Below are 21,078 nucleotides of genomic sequence, written 5' to 3' on the forward strand. Positions count from 1 at the left end.
TACTGAAGTATGATGTTTAAAATAAAAATAGAAATGGCCATTTATAGTTTTTTAACGGCCAGTTCTATGTCTGATGCTTTAACAGTTTTTCTGCCGGCGTGTTTTGCTAGTTTAACAGCTTCTGCTGCTATTTCTTCGCCTTTGTCTTCCAGAATTTTTGCAAGTGTTTCCCTTGCGTCGTCGCTTATTCTCTGGGCACCGGCATTTTTTATTATTCTCCCAACTGGTGCTATGGGTAATTCGGCCATAATATCACCTCAATTCTATATTTAACCAAATACTATTTAAATTTATCGATTTTTCGGCACTATTTTCCATCCATATCATGATTCTATACTTCCCAGCCTTGCAGATTGTCACTGTAACACTGGCACCAACCTTCTGGTTGGGAGGGGCACCTCCAGTTGAGGTGTGCATGAGATGGGCACTGATGACTTTTCATTTTTTTTGCGCTGGAAACAGTTATTAGTATCAACCAATATAGACCCGGATGGTGGGAAAATGAAACAGGTCATAATAGTGAGGTCTGATCTGAAGATGGGAAAAGGTAAAATAGCAGCCCAGGCCTGTCATGCTTCTATTGGTTCATTCAAAAAAACAGATCCTGATAAAATCAGAAGATGGGAAATTGATGGTTCAAAGAAGGTTATAGTTTCAGTTAAGAGCCTTGATGAGCTTCTGGAGATATATGAATCTGTGAAGGATTCGGGGATCTCATACTATCTGGTGAGGGACGCCGGTCATACCCAGATACCTGCAGGCACCATCACATGTCTGGGCATAGGCCCGGACGACGATGAGAAGATAGATAAAATAACAGGTGACCTCAAACTTCTCTGAGGCTGAAATATGGTGATATTATGGACTGGGTTGTTAAGATAGGGGGTAGTCTATTTCCTGAACATGCTGCAGAACTCCTTAAAAGCCTTGAAGGAACAGGGGTTGCTGTTGTGTGTGGTGGTGGGGATTTTGCAGATAGAGTGAGGTACTATGACAGGGTTTCGGGATTTTCTGAAAGCGCGACCCATGATTCGGCCATACTATGCATGGATATTACTGGAAGGCTGCTTTCTGACCTATGTGAATCTGCTGTTCCGGTGAGGACACTTGGGGAGTGCAGGGAGGTAGCCGGGAGTGGTCTGACACCTGTGATCCTGCCATCTGAACTCCTGCGTTTTTCTGATCCTGTGGAACACTCATGGAGGGTGACCTCGGATTCCCTCTCACTCATAATAGCACACATGCTTGGGGCGAAACTTTTAATAGCAACAGATGTAGATGGTATATATACTGAGAGGCCACCTGCCAGAGATGCTAAACTTATAAATGAGATAAGTGCTAAAAACTTACTATCTTTTGGTGAGACATCAGTGGACGAAGCACTACCTGAACTTCTCATTAAAATGAAAACTGATTGTTATGTTGCAAACGGGAAGTTTCCCGAGAGGGTGCTGTCCATTTTAAGGGCAGGTGCTTCAGAAGTTATATGTACAGTTATAAGAGGTGATTAGATGACAAAGATGGAATGCACATCCTGTAAGCAGGAGATACCTCTGGTTGAAACCTATGTGAAATTTGAATGCCCCATGTGTGGCGAGATGATCTACAGGTGCCAGAAGTGCAGGACCTTCGGACACACCTACAGGTGCAGCTGTGGATTCGAGGGACCATAGGAAAAATATATAAATTAGTATTACTCAAGATTCTGTGTGGAGGTATTTCATGGGAGATGTAGTAGCTACCATAAAGGTTATGCCTGAAAGTCCAGAGGTTGACCTTGAGGCACTCAAGAAGGAAATTGAATCAAGGATACCCGAGGGTACTGAGCTTCACAAAATAGATGAGGAGCCCATAGCATTTGGCCTCGTTGCACTAAATGTGATGGTTGTTGTGGGCGATGCCGAGGGTGGAACCGAAGCCGCTGAGGAGAGCCTCGCGGGTATTGATGGTGTCAGCAATATAGAGGTAACCGATGTGAGAAGGTTAATGTAGCTCCCCTTTCAGGGTGATTGGGATAACAGATATCCTTTTTGCCTGCTTTCTTGGGATCATCACTGGCATATTAACGGGTCTGATTCCAGGCATCCATGTTAATACTGTGGGAGCATTCATTTTCGCATCATCAACCCACCTTCATGTATCTGAGGAATTCCTCGCTGTTTTTTTATTATCACTTTCAGTGGCACACGCCCTTCTTGAGTTCATACCATCAGCGCTTCTTGGGGTGCCCGATGAAGGAACAGCCATCTCTGTCCTCCCCTCTCACCGGATGGTGCTTGAAGGTAAGGCCGGGGAGGCCATAAGGGCGGCCACGGTTGGTGGTGTTGGAGGGATTCTCATCACAATAATCCTCCTACCATCGCTCTTCCTGATTTTACCACCACTGTACAATTTTCTCAGACCCCATATATGGTTGATTCTGATTCTGGTATCTGTTTACATGATAATAAAACTCAGCAGAAATTTCGAGGCCGTTATCTGGGCTTCGGCGCTTTTTCTCTTCTCAGGTGCGATGGGGTGGCTCATGTTTCAGACGCCCATATCACCGGGTCTTGGGCTCATGACACTTTTTACAGGTTTTTTTGGACTCAGCACCCTCTTTTACAGTTTAAATTCAGAATCAGATATTCCTGAACAGAGCAGGGTTCAGTTCACAGAGTTCAACATGAACACCCTGAGGTCGGTATCTGCAGGTGGTCTGGCATCTGTTTTACTGGGGTTTCTCCCGGGATTTGGACCGGCCCAGGGCGGGATGATAGCAGCCTCCCTCACAGGTTCAGGTGGTGAGGATGCACCTGAGGATTTCATCATGGCAATTTCAGGTCTGAACACATCAGACGCACTCTTCTCGCTCCTCACACTATACCTCATAGGGAACCCCAGAAGCGGCATTGCGGTCTACATTTCAGAAATTGTTCAGGATGTCAGCATGGCCCATCTCATGCTCTTCATATCAGCGTCTCTCCTCGCGGTCTCTGCCGCTGCAGTAGCCTCCATAAAACTGGGCGATCATCTTGCATGCGGCCTCTCAGGTATCAACTATAGAAGGGTATCGGCCTGTGTAATGCTCTTTATGGTGGCATCCATCTTCTTTTTTGCCATCATGGAGGGCGCAAGCCTCCCGTTCATTGCAGTGGCGCTCCTGACATCCACTGCCTTTGGGGTAATCCCCCACTGTGCAGGTATAAGCAAGTCCCATCTCATGGGGGTCCTTGTGCTTCCTGCGGTGGTTATTTACATGGGAATTTAAGTTTCAATTATCTAAGAATATCAGTTAAAATGAGTCTTCAACACAGGGATCAGTTAATTCTGAAGGTCCAGCATCCAGTTCACTGAATCAGCAGGATCCTCTCTGCCAGTTTTCCTGCAGCCTCAATGAACTCCTTTACTTCCACACCTGGGAATGGATCCACAATACATAGCTCAAATTTTTCATTCAGGATTTCAGGCAGTTCTCTGATGTCCTCAGAGCATATTTTGAACCTTTCCTTCCTGAAGCCATTGATCTGAAGGTTAAGGCGCGTCATCTCACACGCATCCCTCCAGATGTCATTGAAGACAACCCTATCTGCACCTGCCATCAGTGCAAATATTCCAAGGGTGCCCGGGCCGCAGGTGGCGTCCAGAACAGTCTCTGGACGAATTGATAGGATTTCCCTGGCAGCTGCTTCTATTTTCTGGTTTTTTGCACCTGCAAATTCTATGTGAAGCCTGCTCTGCCTCCGGTATATGGACATTGAACCTGCAGGAGTCTCTATGATGTCACACCTCATATCACAGCCTGCAAGAAGATCATAAACATGGGGGGTCATTGATGAATCCATAACCCCTGGTGTCACTGAGGGATCGCCCCTTATGACACCCTTAACCTCAGGCACATCAGTTATTATCATCTCCGCAGTTTTCCCAGTGATGGCAGGTGTTAGAAGAACAAGCGAATCCTCTGGCAGGAAGGGGGCCGATTTGAGGGGAAATGCAGGAGTTATGAGCGGAACACCGGCGTCCCTCAACCTGGCATTTTTTGGGATGACCCCATTCTCTATAAGGATCATGGATACCTGTGCCATTACAGAATCAAGGTGCCTCCTGCCACATTCACATTCTTCCAGTGCCGATTCAGTCACCTGTTCCATTATGGGTCTGAACTTCCTGAAACCAGGGTTTACACAGCCCTCACAGGGGTCGTAATAACCCCACAGTTCATGCTTGTTATGTGCACGAAGAACCTCCCCACAGACGGGACACCTTGCTGACATACACTTAAATATTATCCTCCACATATTAAAAGATGAGTAACATGAGGGACAAGAGGAAGGAGATTCTGAGGGAAATTCTCGGAGAATTCGCAGCGGATGAGGAAGCGACTCCAAGGGAAGAAAAAAGGGAAAGGCCTGCGGAATCGGAATTCAAGGTTGAAAAGGTGCTTGAAAAGCCATCACCGAAGCCCGCCCCCCGTGGTCCCGATATAAAGGATGTTGAAATCATTGAGGGCGACCTCATACCCAAATACAAGGTGTCCCTTCCAAAGTTCTCTGAGAAGGAAAGGGAACTCCTCAACGAGATCCGTGAAAAACTTGTTGAGGTTGCGGTATCCAAGGGTGAGGATTTCAGGATAGACGAATCCACCTTCATGTCGGAGGTTAAGGAATTTCTCAAGATGAAGGGGGTTCGCAATGTCGATAAGCTCGCCAAGCAGATCTCCCAGGAGATGCTGGGTTACGGCGAACTTGACCCACTCATCAAGGATGATGATCTCGAGGAGATAATGGTAATCGGTGTCAACAAACCCGTCTTTGTCTACCACAGGAAGATGGGTATGATGATAACCAACGTGGTCTTCAAGGACGATGACGATATAAAGGCCATCATTGACCTCATTGCAAGGCAGGTGAACAGGCGTATAGACCAGCAGACACCCATACTGGATGCAAGGCTGCCTGACGGCTCAAGGATCAATGCGACAATACCACCTGTATCTCCGGATGGATCAACACTCACCATACGAAAATTCAGGAAGGATCCCTTCACTGTAGTCGATCTCATCAACTTCAAGACCATGTCCTCCCATCTTGCGGCCTTCCTCTGGGTCTGCACTGATGGGCTCGGGGTGAAACCATGCAACGCCATAGTTGCAGGGGGTACTGGTTCAGGTAAAACAACAACCCTCAACACAATATCGGCCTTTGTACCCCCAACCGAGCGTATCATAACAATTGAGGATACACTGGAACTTCAGCTGCCCCACACCCACGTCCTGAGGATGGAGACAAGGCCACCAAACATAGAGGGTAAGGGGGAACTGGACATGGACACCCTGGTTAAGAACTCCCTCCGTCAGAGACCCGACAGGGTGATCGTCGGGGAGGTCAGGGGTGGAGAGGCAATAACACTCTTCACAGCCCTCAACACAGGGCACAGCGGTTTTGGAACGCTTCACGCAAACACCGCCAGGGAAACAATAACCCGTCTCATAAACCCTCCCATGAACGTGCCAAGGATAATGATACCCGCCCTTGACTTTATAATAATGCAGAACAGGATGTACCGCCCCGAAGGGGGTTCCATAAGGAGGATAACAGAGGTTGCCGAGGTTGTGGGTATGGAGGAGGGCAATGTTCAGCTCAACAGGGTCTTTGAATGGAACAGCGTAACAGATAAGGTGGAATACGTTGGAATAGCCAGTCAGACCCTCAGGGAGATAGCTGAACTCAGGGCCATAAGCATAAATGAGATAGAGGAGGAGATCGAAAGAAGAAGACTCGTCCTTGAATACCTGGCCGATGAGAACATAAGGTCCATAGATGAGGTTGGACACTACATAAATGAGTACTACAGGGACCCGGACGGTGTTCTTGACAGCATACTCTGAGGACAGATACAATGGTCTCAATCAGGGATATATTCGATAAACTCGGGGGACTCACCCTCACATCCACGAAGAAGGTGGGTGAGGGCGTTCAGAAGCCCGTTAAGAAGATAGGTGAGATAAAGCCAAAGGCTCCCCCAATTGGAAAACCAGGGGGAATCCTGAAGAGGGAATCTAAGAAACCAAAGCCAGGGTTTCTCTCAAGGAGGGGGTCAGCGAGGGTTATAAGCAGGATGAAGATGACCCCTGAGGAGATAGAGGTATTCAAGGGGCTTATAGAGGCAGATAAGAGACTTGAAGAGAGGGGAGAGGATAGCGCAACCCGTGAAAGCTTTCAGAGGGCGTCCCTTGAGGAGATACTGAAGGAGGAGGAGAAGGAGCAGCTCGACCCCAAGCTCATAATGATACTTGGCGGGGGCTCAGGGGCGGTGCTGCTGATTGTGATGGTCGTCCTTGGCTTCGGGATCGAGATAGGCCTTGCAATGATGCTGGCTGTTCTCTTCATGGCCATAATCATCATATTCCTCCCGAACCTTCAGAAGGGCAAACGTTCAAGTGAGGCTTCCAGGGAACTGCCCTTTGCACTCCGTCAGATGGCCACTGAACTCAAATCAGGGCTTGGGCTCCATGATAGTATGCGTTCAGTTGCAATGTCCGGGTACGGGGCCCTTTCTGAGGAGTTTGCAAGGACACTTGAGGAGATCAAGTATGGTGAGACCACTGAGAGTGCCCTTATTGAGATGAGTAACCGCATAGAATCCGATGGCCTCAAGAGGGCCGTATACCAGATCACAAGGACCCTAAACAGTGGGGGAGATCTCTCCAAGACACTCAATGTTATTGCAGATGATATTGCATATGAGATGAGGATGAAGCTCAAGGATTATTCCCAGAAGCTCAACTCCTTCACCATGATCTACATGTTCCTTGCGATTCTGGGACCCGTCATATTCCTTGTAATGCTCCTGGCAGCGTCCACTGTTATGGGGTCCGTCCTGCCACCCATAGCCATTATACTGATATACCTCTTCCTCTTCCCAATGCTGGTGGGGTTCATGGCCTTCATGATCAAGAGGCTTGAGCCAAAACTTTAGATATATTGTGATACGGCATTCATCGCTCCCGAAGCACATGTAGAAGTTCGTGGTACTTCTCATCCCCGAGGAGGTGCATGAGTTTATGCTGTTTTTCTTCACCCAGAAAGTGAAGCAGCCTGTGGTATGCATCCGCCCCGAGGAGGTGCAGAAGTTCATGGTATGCCTCATCCACCGTCAGCTTGACATCAACATCAAAGCCCGCCATTCTGAGGCGGTTCATGAGGTCAGCGGTTCTGGGAAGCCTTAAACTGGCTCTTCTTATTATTTCAGGTTCTCCGAAGATTTCACCCGGTGTTCCCTCGGCTATGAGTTCGCCGCTGTTTAAAACAAATATTCTATCAGCAAACTGGCTGAGGATTTCAACGTCGTGGGAGGATATTATGACTGTTATGCCCTCACTGCTCAGTTCAAGGAGTATCTCGATTATCCCATCGGCGGTTTCAGGGTCCAGACCTGTTGTGGGCTCGTCAAGGACCATTATTTCAGGTTTCATTGCAAGAATCCCTGCAATGGCCACCCTCTTCTTCTCACCGCCGCTCAGATGGTGGGGCGCCCTTTCTTCGTAGCCGGACATACCCACCCTTTCAAGTGACTTCCTGACCCTTTCCTCGACCTCATCTTCACTGAGTCCAAGGTTCATGGGGCCAAAGGCAACATCATCCCTCACAGTTGGGGAGAAGAGCTGATCATCGGGGTTCTGGAAAACTATACCCACCTTCTGCCTTATCCTGATAAGTTCAGATTTGCTGTAATTGATTTTCTCTCCATCGATTATTATTTCTCCGGCTGATGGCCTGAGTATTCCGTTGAGGTGCAGAAAGAGTGTTGACTTACCGGCCCCGTTGGGACCTATGACGGCAACCCGTTCACCCCTCCCTATTTCCATGTTAATGTTTCTAAGGGCTGTGGTGCCATCCGGGTAGGTGTAGCTGAGGTTCTTCACCTGAATCATTTCATCACCGGAAGCGACGTCTGGATGACGTGAAGAACCGCAAGTATCATGATATTCGCAGCCACAAACAGCACTTCCCTTCTTCCTATCTTGGAGGCTGCTGTGTACATCCTGCTTTCTGGTGTGTAACCGCGGCTAAGCATGCTGAGATACACCCTTTCCCCCTGTTCATATGCCCGAAGGAACATCATGGCAATGGTTTCACCCACCTTCCTCAGCCTCCACCGGTAGGGCACGTTTTTGTTCCAGATATCAAAGCAGCGGGTTTTCTGGGCATTCCTTATTCTTTCAAGTTCATCATAGAAGAAGAAGAGGTACCTGACTGTGAGGTTTAAGAGCATCGCAAAGTCGGAGGGGACACCGATTCTCCTTGCTGAGCCAACAAGTTCCTGCATTGACGTTGTTGAGGAGAGAAGTATCACCGCGGTCACACTCACAGTCACCTTTCCGAGAAGCAGTGCCCCGAAGATGATTCCCTGAAGGGTTATGTCAAATCCAAACGGCCCTGTCCAGATCACGTCCCCGGGCCTTATGAATGGCTGGAAGAGTGCTATGAATCCACCGAATGGGAGTATGAGAATGAGCCTTTTAATGGCATAGGATGGTGATACATTTGAGAGGAAGATCAATAAGATAAGGTAAATCTCCATGAGGATGAGTGTTGCAATACTCTGCGTGGCAACCGCAAAGACGATTATGATAAATGTTATTATGAGCTTGACACGCCCATCAAGGCTGTGTATTGAACTCTCCTTAAGGCTTTCCCTCTCTATGTTTATGAGGTCTTCCATTCAGCTTCCCCGCAAATTTAATGAGGGGTTATTTCCCCTCATCAACTTCTGTTTCCCTTCTACGGAGCAGTACTCCAACGCCATAGGCGAGGCCCAGCACAATGGCAGTGCCCAGCACCATTGCTATGGAACCACCAACCTTGCTCTCACCAAATATAGGGAGGGTGTAGTCTGGCATCGGCGATTCAACCACAGGTTCAGTTTCAGGGTTGGGCATCACCTTCTCGGCTGTGCTCTCAAGTCCATCAGGGTTTTCTGATGCAAGGAATGGTGCCAGAATTGCTATTATGAGGGCAATCAGGATGCCCCCTGCCATGAATTTTTTATCCCGGGCATTCATTTTGATGCAACCCCCTTCTTCTCACCCCATTCACTGAACTTGAAGAGATCGGGGCGGCTGTTTTCAATTGCAAGGACAACAACCACTGTTATTGCAGCTTCGATGAGACCTATGACCGCGTGGTAGAGCCCCATCATCCACAGTCCCTCCACAAGCGGGAAGGTACCCGCTATCCACATCTCTATGGCGCAGGCAATGGCGGCAAGGAATATTGAGGCCCATGATGCCACGGCGACCGCAGGAATTTCACCGGCTGATCTGAGTGCCCTGAACAGGTAGTAACCTGTGAATCCTCCAATTATACCCATGTTGAAGATATTCGCACCAAGCGCAGTTAGACCACCATCACCGAATATGAGTCCCTGAAGTATCAGTACAATTGAGAGTAAAAGGACAGCTGCCCATGGACTTGCAAAGACTATTGCAACGAGGGCCGCTCCAACCATGTGACCACTGGTACCCCAGGGTATCGGTATGTTCATTGCCTGTATTGCGAATATTCCAGCTGCAAGAACTGCAAACAGGGGTATCTGTCTTTCTTTAAGGTCCCTTCTGGCCCACTGCATGCTGAAGTAGAGGGCTATAAGGGCTATGACCCAGTACACGACGTACTGTGGGAATGGTATGAAACCATCTGGAATATGCAAGATTCTTCGCCTCCTTATTATTTATATTAATTCCGTCATTATATCAAGGCCTTATATAATATAAAGATTGGTGTGGGTATTACAATCTCTCTGTTTAATTTATATTGTGGTAATAACACACCTGGATTTTCTGGTCTCATAAAACGGCTTTTAAATTGAGAGGACATTTTCTTGAGTATGGCGTGAAACTGAGCTCATAGCAGCTTTAATCATCGAGATCAGCTTTATTAAAAATGTCCCTGTTTTTATGTGCCACGGCCAAATACACAAAATTTATATATTGATTTCATAAAATGAAAACCATCATTATAAATCATTAATAATTGTCAGTCTACATTTAGTAATACTGGTGATGGATGTGGCACCCGAATCAAAAAAAGCCAAGAACCTTAAAGGGGATTTCTGGGACCTTAAAAATATCCAGATATCCATAGGAGAAATTATAACTGAGGAAAAACCTCAGGAGGAAGAGGCCAGGGGTCCAAAACCCCGTCCCCATGTTACCGACCTCAGGTCATGGGACATGAAGCTCCTTGAAAGATACGAACCATTCTATGCACCTTTCTGTGACATGTGCTGCCTCTGCACCTACGGTAAATGCGACCTCCTCGGTAAGAAGGGCGCATGTGGTATAGACGCAGCCACCCAGCAGGCACGCATAGTACTTCTCGCATGTCTCATAGGGACCGCCGCCCACGCGGGACACGCAAGGCACCTTGTGGACCACCTCATAGAGAAACTGGGAGAGGACTATGAAATAGACCTGGGCATGAATGTGGATATAGAGGCACCCATAACAAGGACCGTTATGGGAAGGAGGCCGCGGACCCTGGGCGACCTCAGGGAGGTTATGGACTACGCCGAGGAACAGATGTCACACCTCCTCTCAGCCTGCCACACGGGACAGGAGGGTGACAGCAGGGACTTTGAATCAAAGGCATTCCACGCTGGACTCATGGATGACCTCACGAGGGAGGTTGCGGATATCGCCCAGATAGTTGCCCTGGACCTCCCGAAGGGTGATGAGGACGCGCCACTCGTTGAACTGGGATTCGGTACGATAGACAACACCAAACCCGTGATACTCTGCATAGGCCACAACGTTCTCCCTGGGGCAGATATAGTGGACTACGTCACCGAAAGGGAACTCGAAGACGAAATTGAGGTATGCGGTATATGCTGCGCAGCAATAGATGTTACAAGGTACAGTGAGGCTGCCAAGGTCGTCGGGCCCCTCTCAAAACAGCTCAGATTCATAAGAAGTGGTGTGGCCGATGTGATAGTGGTGGACGAGCAGTGCGTGAGGACAGACGTGCTGGAGGAGGCCCTCAAAAACAGGTCAGCGGTGATTGCAACAACAGATAAGATGTGCCTGGGACTTCCTGATCTGACAGATGAGGACCCCGATAAAATCGTGAATGACCTCATAAACGGTAACATAGAGGGGGCACTGATCCTCGACCCCAATAAGGTTGGTGAGGTGGCAGTTAAAACTGCAATGAAACTGGCACCACTCAGGAAATCCCTCAAAAAATTGCCAGAGGTTGATGAGATAATTAAGATGGCATCAGAGTGCACAGATTGCGGCTGGTGCCAGAGGGTCTGCCCCAACGGCCTCCCTGTCATGGATGCAGTTAAGAGCGCAGCTGAGGGTGATCTGAGCAAACTTGAGGAGATGGCACTTGAGGAGCTCTGCTACACATGTGGACGCTGCGAACAGGAGTGTGAAAGGGACATACCCATAGTATCCATGGTGACAAAGGCCGGTGAAAGGCGCGTAAAGGACGAAAAATACAAGATAAGGGCTGGCCGTGGCCCTGCCCAGGATGTGGAGATAAGGAGGGTCGGCGCACCCATAGTCCTCGGGGACATACCCGGTGTCATAGCCTTTGTGGGATGCTCAAACTACCCTGAGGGTGGAAAGGATGTTGCCCTCATGGCAAAGGAGTTCCTTGAGAGGAACTACATCGTGGTCACAACGGGATGCGGTGCAATGTCCATAGGGGAATACAGGGACGAGGATGGAAAGACACTCTATGAAAAATACGGCGGGCAGTTCGATGCAAAGGGACTTGTTAACATGGGCTCCTGCGTATCAAACGCCCATATATCAGGTGCTGCCATAAAGATAGCCAACATATTCGCACAGAAACCACTTGAGGGGAACTTTGAGGAGATAGCGGATTACATACTTAACCGTGTAGGTGCATGTGGTGTCGCATGGGGTGCCTACTCCCAGAAGGCGGCGGCCATAGCAACCGGTGTGAACAGGTGGGGAATACCCGTCGTCCTGGGACCCCACGGATCTAAGTACCGCAGACTGTTCCTTGGAAGGGCAGATGACCAGGAGAAGTGGAAACTGAACGACCTCAGAACAGGTGAGGTCATTGATGGGGAGCCAGCTCCAGAACACCTTCTCTACGCAGCAGAGAACCGGGAGGAGGCAACGGTGATGGTGGCCAAACTCTGCATAAGGCCAACAGATACACCCAAGGGTCGTCAGATGAAACTCAGCAACTACATAGACCTCCACAAGAAATACTTCGGCACAATTCCAGATGACATCGACAGGTTCATAAGGACAGAGAAGGACATCCCCATAGTCTACAAGAGGGATATCATGAAGATACTGGAGGAGAAGAACTGGAAGCCAAGGAAGCTTCCAAAGGAACCCTCACTTCTTGAGAGGTGATCGGTGTGAATGACCGTATAATACCATGGCAGCCAACTGTTATAGCAGGGCCTAAACAGGCAATGCTCGTAACACCAGAAACCGCAGTTATGATGATAAAAAAGGCCAAGAGGCCACTTATGGTTGTGGGGCCCCTTGCAAAGCGCCAGCCAGTACTTGAACACACAGTTAAAATCATCAGGCACTGGGACCTGCCTGTGGTCTCCACTGCCGATACCTACAGGGTGCTGAAGGATGCGGGTGTGGAATCAGAACCCCACGGGATAGTGGAGATAACCAACCTTCTGAAGGACCCAGACTGGGAGGGTCTCAGGGGTGAGGGCCAGCACGACCTCGTCATATTCATAGGGTGCATCTATTACATAGCATCCCAGGGCCTATCAACACTCAAGCACTTCGCACCACATATAAGGACACTCACAATATGCAAGACATTCCACTCAAATGCAGATGCATCATTCCCCAACATGGATGATGATGAATGGTTCAGGTACCTTGAGAAGATGTATACTGACTGATGATAATGGAGGAATTCAATGTTTGAAGACATACCCGTTGATGTAAGTCCCATGCACGAGGGGGAGCGGATAAGATCAGCAAACATGTTCGTTGAACTTGCCGGGCCCAAATCCATCGGAGCCGAACTGGTCCAGGTTAAGGATAGCGTTGAGGATGGAAAGGTGGAGGTCATAGGGCCCGAGATAAGTGAGATGGAACAGGGCCAGATCTATCCATTCGCCATAAACGTGGAGATAGCAGGAAGCGAACTCGAGGAGGAACTTGAAAGCGTTATAGAGCGGAGGCTCCATGAGCTCTGCAACTACGTCCAGGGTTTCATGCACCTCAACCAGAGGGACCAGATCTGGTGCCGTGTAAGCACAGAGGCAAGGGACGCAGGATTCATGCTGGAACACCTTGGAAAGGCACTATCGGTCCTCTTCAGGGAGGAGTTCCCCATAATCGAATCCATATCAGTGACAATCATGACCGATGAGGGCGCTGTTAAAGAATTCCTTGAAACAGCCAGGGAAAAGTATGAGATAAGGGATTCAAGGGCAAGGGAACTCTCAGACGAGGACGTTGACGTATTCTACGGATGCCTCATGTGCCAGTCCTTCGCCCCAACACATGTATGTGTGGTCACACCAGACCGGACAGCCCTATGTGGTGCCATTAACTGGTTCGACTGCCGCGCAGCCTACAAGATGGACCCCGACGGCCCAATATTTGAAATTCAAAAGGGGGATGTCCTTGATCCGGAGAGGGGAGAATATGAGAATGTTAACGCTGCGGTGGCAGAGAACTCACAGGGTACAACAGAGAGGGTTTACCTCCACAGTGTGTTCGGGTATCCACACACATCATGTGGCTGCTTCGAGGCAGTTGCATTCTACATACCAGAACTGGACGGCATAGGCATCGTGAACAGGGACTTCAGGGGCGAAACACCCCTTGGAATACCATTCTCTGCAATGGCAGGGCAGTGCTCAGGCGGAAAACAGGTTGAAGGTTTCTCAGGTCTCAGCCTTGAGTACATGCGCTCACCCAAATTCCTGCAGGCAGATGGGGGATACTCAAGGATAATCTGGATGCCAAAGGAACTCAAGGAATCTGTCATTGACTTCATCCCTGAAGACCTGAGGGATAAGATAGCCACAGAGGAGGATGCAACATCAATAAAGGAACTCAGAAAGTTCCTTAAGGAGAAGGGGCACCCCGTCCTTGAAAGGGCACCCACAGAAGTTGAGGAAGCTGAAGTCGTTGAGGAAGAGGAAACCCACGCTGAGGGGGCCCCCATCACTGAGGGAATACCTGTAATGGCGTCCCCAGAGATCAGCCTTCCAGCAGCGGGTGGATTCAGGATAATCCTCAAGAATGCAAAGATCTACGCTGAGAAGGTAATAATAAAGCGTAAATAATCAACTGAGTGGTCATGTGATAATAGCAGTAAGCGGCAAGGGCGGAACAGGAAAGACCATGGTTTCAGCGTCACTTGTGAGGATACTCGCAGCTACCGGTGCGGATGTCCTCGCAATAGACGCTGACCCTGATTCAAACCTTCCAGAGGCCCTCGGGGTTTCCGTAAGCGGGACGGTTGGTGAGGTGAGGGAACAGCTTAAGAGGGACACAGCAGCGGGCAGAATCCCCCCATCAGCCAACAAGTGGGATATACTTGACTACAGGATAATGGAGTCGATAACCGAGACAGATGACTTCGATCTGCTCGTCATGGGTCGCCCGGAGGGGAGCGGATGCTACTGTGCAGTTAACACCATGTTGAGGCGGATAATCGAGAATATAGCAGAGAACTACGACTACATAGTGATAGATACCGAGGCGGGCCTTGAGCACCTCAGCAGGAGGACAACCCAGAACGTTGACGTTATGATGGTTGTAACCGACCCCTCAAAGAGGGGGATTCTAACAGCAAGAAGGATACTTGAACTATCAAGGGAACTTGAGATAAAATTCAGGAAGGTATTCCTGGTTCTTAACAGGGTCCGTGAGGGTGACCTTGAGAAACTTGAAATAGACGAGGACCTTGAGGTCATAGGCGTTATACCCGAGGATCCCCTTGTTTCCAGGTATGACATGGAGGGCAGGTCGCTATATGAGCTGCCTGAAGACTCAGCAGCATTCAGGGCCATAAAAAAGGTTGCCGGGAAAATTTTAAGTCTATAGAGGTGTGCTTATGGATAAATTAACGGAACTTCTGAAATTACTTCAGAACACGGAATCCATCGAAATAAATGAGTTCAGGATGGATGTTGACGAACTTGAACTCTACCTGATGCCTGTGGTTCAGCAGGCCATCCAGAAAACAGTTGAGGTTAGGGAGGCAGTTGAGGCACTCCCTGAGGAGGAATTTGAACCACCGGTAAGGACATACCCCGGTGAGGTTGCCCAGGTGAAACTGGGCGAGGGTACAAGGAAACCTGTTTACCTTGGCGGTCAGAAGGCCCTCTACAGATTTGAGGAACCCCAGCCAAACCCACCGGTGGTTACATTCGATGTCTTTGACATACCCATGCCGGGTCTCCCAAGGCCGATAAGGGAGCACTTCAGCGACGTCATGGAGGACCCTGGTGACTGGGCCAGGAAGGCGGTAAAGGAGTATGGTGCCAACATGGTCACAATACACCTCATCGGAACAGGACCCAAGGTAATGGACAAGTCACCAAGGGAGGCTGCAAATGACATTGAGGAGGTCCTCCAGGCCGTTGATGTCCCCCTGGTAATCGGGGGATCAGGGGACCCGGAAAAGGATCCGCTGGTTCTTGAAAAGGCTGCCGAGGCCGCCGAGGGCGAAAGGTGTCTCCTGGCATCAGCAAACCTGGACCTTGACTACAGAAAGGTTGCAAGGGCAGCCCTTGACCACAACCATGCGGTCCTATCATGGGCAATAACAGACGTCAACATGCAGAAAACCCTCAACCGTTACCTCATGAAGGAGGGCCTTAGTAGAGAGGACATAGTGATGGACCCAACAACCTGTGCACTGGGTTACGGTATAGAATTTTCAATAGATGTCATCACAAGGACAAGGCTCGCGGCCCTCAAGGGTGATGCAGACCTTCAGATGCCAATGTCCTCTGGAACAACCAACGCGTGGGGTTCAAGGGAGGCCTGGATGAAGAAGGATGAATGGGGACCCACAGACTACAGGGGCCCTCTATGGGAGATAGTAACCGGACTTACAATGATGCTCTCAGGTGTGGATATATTCATGATGCTCCACCCAACATCTGTGAGGCTTCTGCGGGAGATAGGGGAAACCTTCACAAGGGAATACATGACGACCGAAACACCTGATCTCCGGGAATGGATAACTGAACTTGAATATTGAGGAGGGGTTTAAATTGCAGGTAACTGCCATGGATGTATACCGATTACTTCCAAAAACAAACTGTGGTAAATGTGACGAGTCATCATGCATGGCCTTCGCCACAAAACTCATAGAAAAGGAACTCACACTGGATGACTGCCCGCAGCTCAGTGGGGATGAAAGACAGAAGCTCGAGGACCTCCTTGCGCCGGCTGTGAGGGAAATCACCTTCGGCCCAGAAAAAAACCCTGTGGTGGTTGGGGGTGATGAGGTCCTCTACAGGTTTGAACTCACATACTACAACCCCACAGCCCTCGTGGTTGATCTTCCAGATGACCTGCCATCAGAGGAGATCATGAAGAGGGCCAGTGATATCATGAATCTGAAATTCGAGCGTACCGGTGAGGAACTGACCCTGGATGCCATAGCGCTCAGGAACAAATCAGGAAGCCCTGAAAAATTTGCAGAGGCAGCAGGGGCCCTGGCTGAACTCAACTTCCCTGTTGTTCTATGCACATTCGATCCAGAGGCAATGAGGGCTGCCCTCGAGGTCCTGGGGGATCAGAGGCCCCTCATGTATGCGGCTACAAAGGACAACCTCCAGGAGATGGCTGATCTTTCCATTTCATACGGCTGCCCCCTGGTGCTCTTCTCACCGGGGGACCTTGAGGAGATGAAGAACCTCACAAGAAGACTGCGGGCAATGGGCCTTACTGAAATTATCCTGGACCCCGGAACATTCACAGGTGAGGGGATAGGTGACACCATAGACAACTTTGTCATGATAAGGCGCCTTGCAGTTGAGGAAAGGGATGAGGACTTCCGCTTCCCCATCATGGGCATACCAGCACTCTCAAGGCTTTCAGGAGTGGATCCGGTTGAGGATAACATAAAGGAGGCCACTGTTGCAGCCACACTCATGAACCGTTACGCCGACATTCTTATACTCGGCGGAACAGATATCTGGGAGCTTATGCCCATACTCACCCTCAGGCAGGGCCTCTACACTGATCCAAGGAAGCCACAGACTGTTGATCCAGGAATATATGAGTTTGGAGACGTTGATGAGAACTCCCCTGTGATACTCACAACCAACTTCTCACTTACCTACTACACAGTGGAGGGTGACCTCAAGGCAGGTGATGTCACGGCATATCTCCTTGTGCTTGACACAGAGGGAAGGGCTGTGGATGTCTCACTGGCCGGAGGACAGCTCACAGGAACCGCGGTGGCTGACCTTATAAAGGATACTGGTATAGAGGATAGGGTGAAGGATAAGGTTCTCATCATTCCTGGACTTGCGGCACCTGCAAGTGGTGAAATAGAAGACGATACCGGATGGAAGGTGCTTGTGGGGCCAAGGGATTCCTCAGGGATACCTGACTACCTTGAAAAACTGGCATCGGAGTAGAGGGGTGGTCCAGTGAAGATGCTGATGGTAATTGACCCTGCAAGGTGCAGTGGCTGCGATGACTGCATAAATGCATGCAAAAAGACCCATGGAGTTGCAAGGGTCAGGAAGGACGACAGGATGCCGGTATTCTGTCTTCAGTGCCACCCTGAGAAGGCCCCATGTGCAAGGATATGTCCTGTTGGCGCCATAAGGGAGGTTGATGGGGCGCTTGTGATTGATGAGGACGCATGCATACTCTGCAAGCTGTGTATGGTTGCCTGCCCTGCAGGAATGATAGTTCTTGATTCTGAAAAGAAATCAGCAGAAAAGTGTACGCTCTGTATGGATGCCGACTGTCTGCTGCCTGCATGTGTGGATGCATGTAAGGAGAATGTCCTTAAACTGGTATCTGTGGATGACCTTGCTGATCTCAGGGATCGCATGGAGTTCAGTGAGGTCCTTGAGGAGGCAATGAAGATCTACAGGGGCAAGGTTAACTAGATTTCCACGTGAAGGGTGTTTATCAACACCCTAATATATTTGTAGGACTCAGTAATGTTTTCAACTGGCCCTTTGAAGTATATGTAATATATGTAACCCTTCTTTTTGAAGATGAATGCCACTATCCTGTATTTCTTTGTTTCACCGGTTACCATGTATCCATGTTCGCTGTCCACGGTAACGGATCCCCTCGTGATGTTAAAAAGACCCCTCATGTTCAGAACGTCAATTAGGATATCTGAAAATTCTTCAGCAGTCACTCCGACGGCTTCCTTTCTCTTAACGGATATTTTAAGCCCATGTTCCTTACATGAACCTGTAATGAGTTTTTCACCATCCTTAACCTCTAGGAGGTCCCAGAAAATGGGGTACTTGAAGTTTATCTCCCCATTATCGAATCTCTCAAGGTATGGTTCCACATCGATGAGGTCTATCGCTGCGCGGGCCTTTCTTCTAACAAAAAGGTACGGATCATTGAGGGCCTCTATGAGTGATTCAAGGGCATCGGGGTCCCCTATAAGCCCCAGGGCCTCTGCCACCTTTCCGCGAACATAGCGGTTTTCGTCCCTTTTTCTGCCTGAGACCATCCTTTTGAGGTAGGGAACAGCCCTTTTTGACCCTATCTCCCCAAGAGCTTCAACAATGACGGCTCTTGTCTGCCATGAGGGATCAGAAAGTTTTTCAAGAAGGGGTTCAACTGCTGTTTCACCAAGATTCACAACTGCAAGGACAATCTGGCGCCGGACCTCCATGTCAGGGTCGTTGAGTTTATCAATAAGAACCTCAAGACACCTTTCATCACCCAGATTTCTGATGACCCGTGCAGCGGCCTTTCTCACAACCCATGACCTGTCGTTAAGCGCAGCCAGTGCCTGCCTGAGCCCCTTCTCAGGGTCCAGTTCTGCAAGGGTGATGAGTGCATTTTTTCTTATATCTTCAATGGGATCATTTAAATATCGTTCAACAGCATCAACTGCCCTTTTATCCCGGAACCTAGAAAGAGATTTCAGTGCACTGATTCTGACATCAATATCGGGGTCCTCAAGGGAACTTATAAGCGGTTCAATCGCGCTTGGATCACCTATATTTCCCAGTGCCCTGGCTGCCGCGGCCCTAACACCCCCAAGTATAGGGTAGTCCCTCTGCCATTCCTCATATCTGAGGGTATCAATCAGCGCGGGCACTGATCTCTTATCTGCCAGTTTTTCAAGGGCAAGGGCAGCGTCCAGTCTTACGGTGTAATCATCACTTTCAAGAGCCTCCATGAGACTTTGAACATCCCCCTCTTTCAGAAGCTTCTCGATGTCTAGGAATATAAAAACCCCCCCATAATGTATGCTATCCCTGATTAAAGCATACATTTGAGCATCTTTAAGATCCCGGGATAATCCCTCAGAATCTTAAGGAGTGATATTTTTGAGATGGAATTTAAATCTTTTCCCTCAAAGGATCTTATGAGTGAATCGAGTTCATCATCACTTAAACCATCAAGTACCTTCCTAAATTTAAGTGATCTCTCAAGATTTTTACCTATCCGCTCATGCCATGTGCTCTCATACTTTGAGAGGAAGCCTGAATCGGTTCTCTGTGATTCAACCGCTTCAGTAGCCACATCTGCGGCTATCATCGCACACTCCGCTGCAACGTGTATACCACCACCTGTGAGGGGATCAACCTGACCGGCCGCGTCACCAACGACAAGCAGGCCGTCTGTGTATGTCTTCCTGATGGGGCCTGCAACGGGCACAGCACCTGCGTTGAACTCCAGTTTGCTGCAGCCTGCCCTGGAGATGAACTGGTTAAGATAATGTAGCGGACTATTATCAGAGCATCTTGTTCTCCTTATGCCCACACCAACATTTGCCCGCCCATCACCCTTTGGGAAGACCCAGAGGTAACCTGATGGAGCAAAGGTACTCCCGAAGTAGAATTCCATGGTCTCATCGTCCACATCGAAACCTGCGACTTCATACTGGGCACAGGAGCACAGTTCTCCCGGTCTGAAACGTGTATCGAGCCCTGCCATACGGCCGACACCTGACTGAATGCCGTCCGCTGCAATTACAATACTTGATTCAACCTCATGGGTTCCATCGGGACCCCTGAATTTAACACCGGAGACTGATCCCTCATGGAACATCAGATCTTTCACCCGGGAACCTGCAAGCACATCCGCCCCAGAATCAGCGGCGCGCAAAGCGAGGTATTTATCAAAAATCTTTCTTTCAATGATGTAACCCTTTATAATTGGGTTTCTGGTTGTTACGCTTGCACCGTATGGCCCGTTGATTGCGGCCGCATTTATCCTTGTACATGTGAACTCGGGAAGGGGCTTTATACCTGTTGATCTGAAGAAGCTGTCGCTCACTCCCCCCGCGCACTGTACAGGGGTTCCTATCTCAGGGTTTCCTTCGAGCATGAGGACACGCAGACCATTTTTTGCTGCGTGGTATGCGGCTATGGAGCCTGCCACACGACCCCCGACAACAACAAGATCATACTTCATCCTTACACCCCATTGCGTCCACAGGGCAGACTGCAGCACAGGCAAGACACTCCAGGCACCCATCCCCCATGAGGAGGATGTCCTCCAGTTCCAGGGCACCTGATGGACAGACATTCACACAGGCACCGCAGCGCATACACCTTGATGGATCGTGTTTCAATGAATCACCCACTAGATTTATGGACACCCGGTTTAATAATATTAGTGATATGATAATGACCACCGTTAAATTAATATATGACTTTTTACTACTATCAATTACCATGCAGGGGTGCCCGAGCGGCCAAAGGGGGAGGACTTAAGATCCTCTGGCGCAGGCCTTCGAGGGTTCGAATCCCTTCCCCTGCACTAGAGTTTTAGCTGTTCTGAAATTAAAATTGTTTGCCTTAGTGGCTCAGGTGGTAGAGCGATGCCTTGGTAAGGCATAGGTCGGGGGTTCGAATCCCCCCTAAGGCTTTTTCATTGAT

23 protein-coding genes and 2 tRNA genes are annotated in these 21,078 nt (G+C 49.2%); 16 read left to right on the forward strand and 9 right to left on the reverse strand.

Annotation, left to right across the window (positions count from 1 at the left end):
- Nucleotides 1-41: 41 nt before the first annotated feature.
- Nucleotides 42-248 carry a histone HmtA2 gene (gene hmtA2 / locus AB9H23_RS08980; protein WP_013295109.1) on the reverse strand — a complete coding sequence of 69 codons (207 nt, stop codon included), beginning with the start codon at nt 246-248 and terminating at the stop codon, nt 42-44.
- Nucleotides 249-501: 253 nt separating this feature from the next.
- Between hmtA2 and pth2 the strand changes: the two genes are divergently transcribed.
- Genes pth2 through AB9H23_RS09005 form a run of 5 tightly spaced genes read left to right on the forward strand, consistent with a single transcriptional unit; the run spans nt 502 to nt 3,250 of the window.
- Nucleotides 502-840, forward strand: a complete 339-nt coding sequence (pth2, locus tag AB9H23_RS08985) for an aminoacyl-tRNA hydrolase (RefSeq protein ID WP_147671192.1) — start codon at nt 502-504, stop codon at nt 838-840.
- 20 nt (nt 841-860) lie between these two features.
- The gene (locus AB9H23_RS08990) at nt 861-1,511 is read left to right on the forward strand and encodes a delta 1-pyrroline-5-carboxylate synthetase (protein WP_321211518.1); all 651 of its coding nucleotides are present in this window, start codon (nt 861-863) and stop codon (nt 1,509-1,511) included.
- Nucleotides 1,512-1,673 carry a zinc finger domain-containing protein gene (locus AB9H23_RS08995; protein WP_013295112.1) on the forward strand — a complete coding sequence of 54 codons (162 nt, stop codon included), beginning with the start codon at nt 1,512-1,514 and terminating at the stop codon, nt 1,671-1,673.
- Nucleotides 1,674-1,722: 49 nt separating this feature from the next.
- Nucleotides 1,723-1,992: an elongation factor 1-beta gene (locus tag AB9H23_RS09000; RefSeq protein WP_300488162.1), complete on the forward strand. Its 270-nt coding sequence runs from the start codon at nt 1,723-1,725 to the stop codon at nt 1,990-1,992.
- Between the two features lie 22 nt (nt 1,993-2,014).
- The gene (locus AB9H23_RS09005; protein WP_321212119.1) at nt 2,015-3,250 is read left to right on the forward strand and encodes a tripartite tricarboxylate transporter permease; all 1,236 of its coding nucleotides are present in this window, start codon (nt 2,015-2,017) and stop codon (nt 3,248-3,250) included.
- Nucleotides 3,251-3,329: 79 nt separating this feature from the next.
- Here the strand turns inward: AB9H23_RS09005 and AB9H23_RS09010 are convergent, their stop codons facing one another.
- Entirely contained in the window at nt 3,330-4,256 is a 927-nt protein-coding gene (locus AB9H23_RS09010; protein ID WP_370004885.1) for an RsmD family RNA methyltransferase, read from the reverse strand.
- A 41-nt stretch (nt 4,257-4,297) separates the two neighbouring features.
- Here AB9H23_RS09010 and AB9H23_RS09015 point away from each other — a divergent pair, with 41 nt between their 5' ends.
- Nucleotides 4,298-5,869 carry an ATPase, T2SS/T4P/T4SS family gene (locus tag AB9H23_RS09015; protein ID WP_370004886.1) on the forward strand — a complete coding sequence of 524 codons (1,572 nt, stop codon included), beginning with the start codon at nt 4,298-4,300 and terminating at the stop codon, nt 5,867-5,869.
- Between the two features lie 11 nt (nt 5,870-5,880).
- Entirely contained in the window at nt 5,881-6,960 is a 1,080-nt protein-coding gene (locus AB9H23_RS09020; RefSeq protein WP_013295117.1) for a type II secretion system F family protein, read from the forward strand.
- A 19-nt stretch (nt 6,961-6,979) separates the two neighbouring features.
- On the opposite strand, the gene AB9H23_RS09025 is transcribed toward AB9H23_RS09020, so the two are convergent.
- From AB9H23_RS09025 to cbiM, 4 genes are read right to left on the reverse strand one after another with little or no spacing between them, the layout of a single operon-like run.
- Nucleotides 6,980-7,915 (reverse strand): ATP-binding cassette domain-containing protein, encoded by a 936-nt coding sequence (locus tag AB9H23_RS09025; protein ID WP_370004887.1) that lies wholly within the window; start codon nt 7,913-7,915, stop codon nt 6,980-6,982.
- Nucleotides 7,912-8,706, reverse strand: coding sequence for a cobalt ECF transporter T component CbiQ (gene cbiQ / locus AB9H23_RS09030; RefSeq protein WP_321211523.1), 795 nt, complete (start codon nt 8,704-8,706; stop codon nt 7,912-7,914). Before cbiQ ends, AB9H23_RS09025 begins: the two co-directional genes overlap by 4 nt.
- A gap of 28 nt (nt 8,707-8,734) precedes the next feature.
- Nucleotides 8,735-9,046: a PDGLE domain-containing protein gene (locus AB9H23_RS09035; RefSeq protein ID WP_321211524.1), complete on the reverse strand. Its 312-nt coding sequence runs from the start codon at nt 9,044-9,046 to the stop codon at nt 8,735-8,737.
- The gene (gene cbiM / locus AB9H23_RS09040) at nt 9,043-9,693 is read right to left on the reverse strand and encodes a cobalt transporter CbiM (protein WP_321211525.1); all 651 of its coding nucleotides are present in this window, start codon (nt 9,691-9,693) and stop codon (nt 9,043-9,045) included. Before cbiM ends, AB9H23_RS09035 begins: the two co-directional genes overlap by 4 nt.
- 352 nt (nt 9,694-10,045) lie before the next feature.
- Between cbiM and cdhA the strand changes: the two genes are divergently transcribed.
- The 7 genes from cdhA to AB9H23_RS09075 are packed head-to-tail and all read left to right on the forward strand — an operon-like array spanning nt 10,046 to nt 18,105.
- Complete coding sequence (cdhA, locus tag AB9H23_RS09045; protein WP_370004888.1) at nt 10,046-12,385, forward strand: CO dehydrogenase/acetyl-CoA synthase complex subunit alpha; 2,340 nt, start codon at nt 10,046-10,048, stop codon at nt 12,383-12,385.
- Complete coding sequence (gene cdhB, locus AB9H23_RS09050; protein WP_321211527.1) at nt 12,382-12,903, forward strand: CO dehydrogenase/acetyl-CoA synthase complex subunit epsilon; 522 nt, start codon at nt 12,382-12,384, stop codon at nt 12,901-12,903. The genes cdhA and cdhB overlap by 4 nt, the downstream gene beginning before the upstream one ends.
- Before the next feature lie 18 nt (nt 12,904-12,921).
- The gene (gene cdhC / locus AB9H23_RS09055; protein ID WP_321211528.1) at nt 12,922-14,304 is read left to right on the forward strand and encodes a CO dehydrogenase/CO-methylating acetyl-CoA synthase complex subunit beta; all 1,383 of its coding nucleotides are present in this window, start codon (nt 12,922-12,924) and stop codon (nt 14,302-14,304) included.
- A 16-nt stretch (nt 14,305-14,320) separates the two neighbouring features.
- The gene (locus tag AB9H23_RS09060) at nt 14,321-15,067 is read left to right on the forward strand and encodes an AAA family ATPase (protein ID WP_321211529.1); all 747 of its coding nucleotides are present in this window, start codon (nt 14,321-14,323) and stop codon (nt 15,065-15,067) included.
- Between the two features lie 10 nt (nt 15,068-15,077).
- A complete protein-coding gene (cdhD, locus tag AB9H23_RS09065) occupies nt 15,078-16,232 on the forward strand; it encodes a CO dehydrogenase/acetyl-CoA synthase subunit delta (protein WP_147671178.1) in 1,155 nt (384 codons plus the stop codon).
- A gap of 13 nt (nt 16,233-16,245) precedes the next feature.
- Nucleotides 16,246-17,622 (forward strand): acetyl-CoA decarbonylase/synthase complex subunit gamma, encoded by a 1,377-nt coding sequence (gene acsC / locus AB9H23_RS09070; protein WP_321211530.1) that lies wholly within the window; start codon nt 16,246-16,248, stop codon nt 17,620-17,622.
- Nucleotides 17,623-17,640: 18 nt separating this feature from the next.
- The gene (locus tag AB9H23_RS09075; protein ID WP_321212120.1) at nt 17,641-18,105 is read left to right on the forward strand and encodes a 4Fe-4S dicluster domain-containing protein; all 465 of its coding nucleotides are present in this window, start codon (nt 17,641-17,643) and stop codon (nt 18,103-18,105) included.
- Here the strand turns inward: AB9H23_RS09075 and AB9H23_RS09080 are convergent.
- The 3 genes from AB9H23_RS09080 to AB9H23_RS09090 are packed head-to-tail and all read right to left on the reverse strand — an operon-like array spanning nt 18,102 to nt 20,771.
- Complete coding sequence (locus AB9H23_RS09080) at nt 18,102-19,466, reverse strand: HEAT repeat domain-containing protein (protein ID WP_370004889.1); 1,365 nt, start codon at nt 19,464-19,466, stop codon at nt 18,102-18,104. The two genes, AB9H23_RS09075 and AB9H23_RS09080, sit on opposite strands and share 4 nt — an antisense overlap.
- Nucleotides 19,454-20,611, reverse strand: a complete 1,158-nt coding sequence (locus AB9H23_RS09085; protein WP_321211532.1) for an NAD(P)/FAD-dependent oxidoreductase — start codon at nt 20,609-20,611, stop codon at nt 19,454-19,456. The genes AB9H23_RS09080 and AB9H23_RS09085 overlap by 13 nt, the downstream gene beginning before the upstream one ends.
- Nucleotides 20,601-20,771, reverse strand: a complete 171-nt coding sequence (locus AB9H23_RS09090) for a 4Fe-4S binding protein (RefSeq protein WP_321211533.1) — start codon at nt 20,769-20,771, stop codon at nt 20,601-20,603. The genes AB9H23_RS09085 and AB9H23_RS09090 overlap by 11 nt, the downstream gene beginning before the upstream one ends.
- 105 nt (nt 20,772-20,876) lie before the next feature.
- On the opposite strand from AB9H23_RS09090, the gene AB9H23_RS09095 reads away from it, so the two are divergent.
- A tRNA-Leu gene (locus tag AB9H23_RS09095) sits at nt 20,877-20,959 on the forward strand.
- 35 nt (nt 20,960-20,994) lie between these two features.
- Nucleotides 20,995-21,067: transfer RNA gene (locus AB9H23_RS09100), tRNA-Thr, on the forward strand.
- The last annotated feature ends 11 nt before the right edge of the window (nt 21,068-21,078 follow it).

Source organism: Methanothermobacter sp. KEPCO 2 (assembly GCF_041228365.1).
GTDB classification, from domain to species: domain Archaea; phylum Methanobacteriota; class Methanobacteria; order Methanobacteriales; family Methanothermobacteraceae; genus Methanothermobacter; species Methanothermobacter marburgensis.

Excerpts from the sequence above, each read along its gene's own strand:
- hmtA2 (WP_013295109.1), bottom strand. The coding sequence starts at position 248 with ATGGCCGAATTACCCATAGCACCAGTTGGGAGAATAATAAAAAATGCC.
- pth2 (WP_147671192.1), top strand. The coding sequence starts at position 502 with ATGAAACAGGTCATAATAGTGAGGTCTGATCTGAAGATGGGAAAAGGT.
- AB9H23_RS08990 (WP_321211518.1), top strand. The coding sequence starts at position 861 with ATGGACTGGGTTGTTAAGATAGGGGGTAGTCTATTTCCTGAACATGCT.
- AB9H23_RS08995 (WP_013295112.1), top strand. The coding sequence starts at position 1,512 with ATGACAAAGATGGAATGCACATCCTGTAAGCAGGAGATACCTCTGGTT.
- AB9H23_RS09000 (WP_300488162.1), top strand. The coding sequence starts at position 1,723 with ATGGGAGATGTAGTAGCTACCATAAAGGTTATGCCTGAAAGTCCAGAG.
- AB9H23_RS09010 (WP_370004885.1), bottom strand. The coding sequence starts at position 4,256 with ATGTCAGCAAGGTGTCCCGTCTGTGGGGAGGTTCTTCGTGCACATAAC.
- AB9H23_RS09015 (WP_370004886.1), top strand. The coding sequence starts at position 4,298 with ATGAGGGACAAGAGGAAGGAGATTCTGAGGGAAATTCTCGGAGAATTC.
- AB9H23_RS09020 (WP_013295117.1), top strand. The coding sequence starts at position 5,881 with ATGGTCTCAATCAGGGATATATTCGATAAACTCGGGGGACTCACCCTC.
- AB9H23_RS09025 (WP_370004887.1), bottom strand. The coding sequence starts at position 7,915 with ATGATTCAGGTGAAGAACCTCAGCTACACCTACCCGGATGGCACCACA.
- cbiQ (WP_321211523.1), bottom strand. The coding sequence starts at position 8,706 with ATGGAAGACCTCATAAACATAGAGAGGGAAAGCCTTAAGGAGAGTTCA.
- AB9H23_RS09035 (WP_321211524.1), bottom strand. The coding sequence starts at position 9,046 with ATGAATGCCCGGGATAAAAAATTCATGGCAGGGGGCATCCTGATTGCC.
- cdhA (WP_370004888.1), top strand. The coding sequence starts at position 10,046 with ATGGATGTGGCACCCGAATCAAAAAAAGCCAAGAACCTTAAAGGGGAT.
- cdhC (WP_321211528.1), top strand. The coding sequence starts at position 12,922 with ATGTTTGAAGACATACCCGTTGATGTAAGTCCCATGCACGAGGGGGAG.
- cdhD (WP_147671178.1), top strand. The coding sequence starts at position 15,078 with ATGGATAAATTAACGGAACTTCTGAAATTACTTCAGAACACGGAATCC.
- AB9H23_RS09075 (WP_321212120.1), top strand. The coding sequence starts at position 17,641 with ATGCTGATGGTAATTGACCCTGCAAGGTGCAGTGGCTGCGATGACTGC.
- AB9H23_RS09080 (WP_370004889.1), bottom strand. The coding sequence starts at position 19,466 with ATGTATGCTTTAATCAGGGATAGCATACATTATGGGGGGGTTTTTATA.
- AB9H23_RS09085 (WP_321211532.1), bottom strand. The coding sequence starts at position 20,611 with ATGAAGTATGATCTTGTTGTTGTCGGGGGTCGTGTGGCAGGCTCCATA.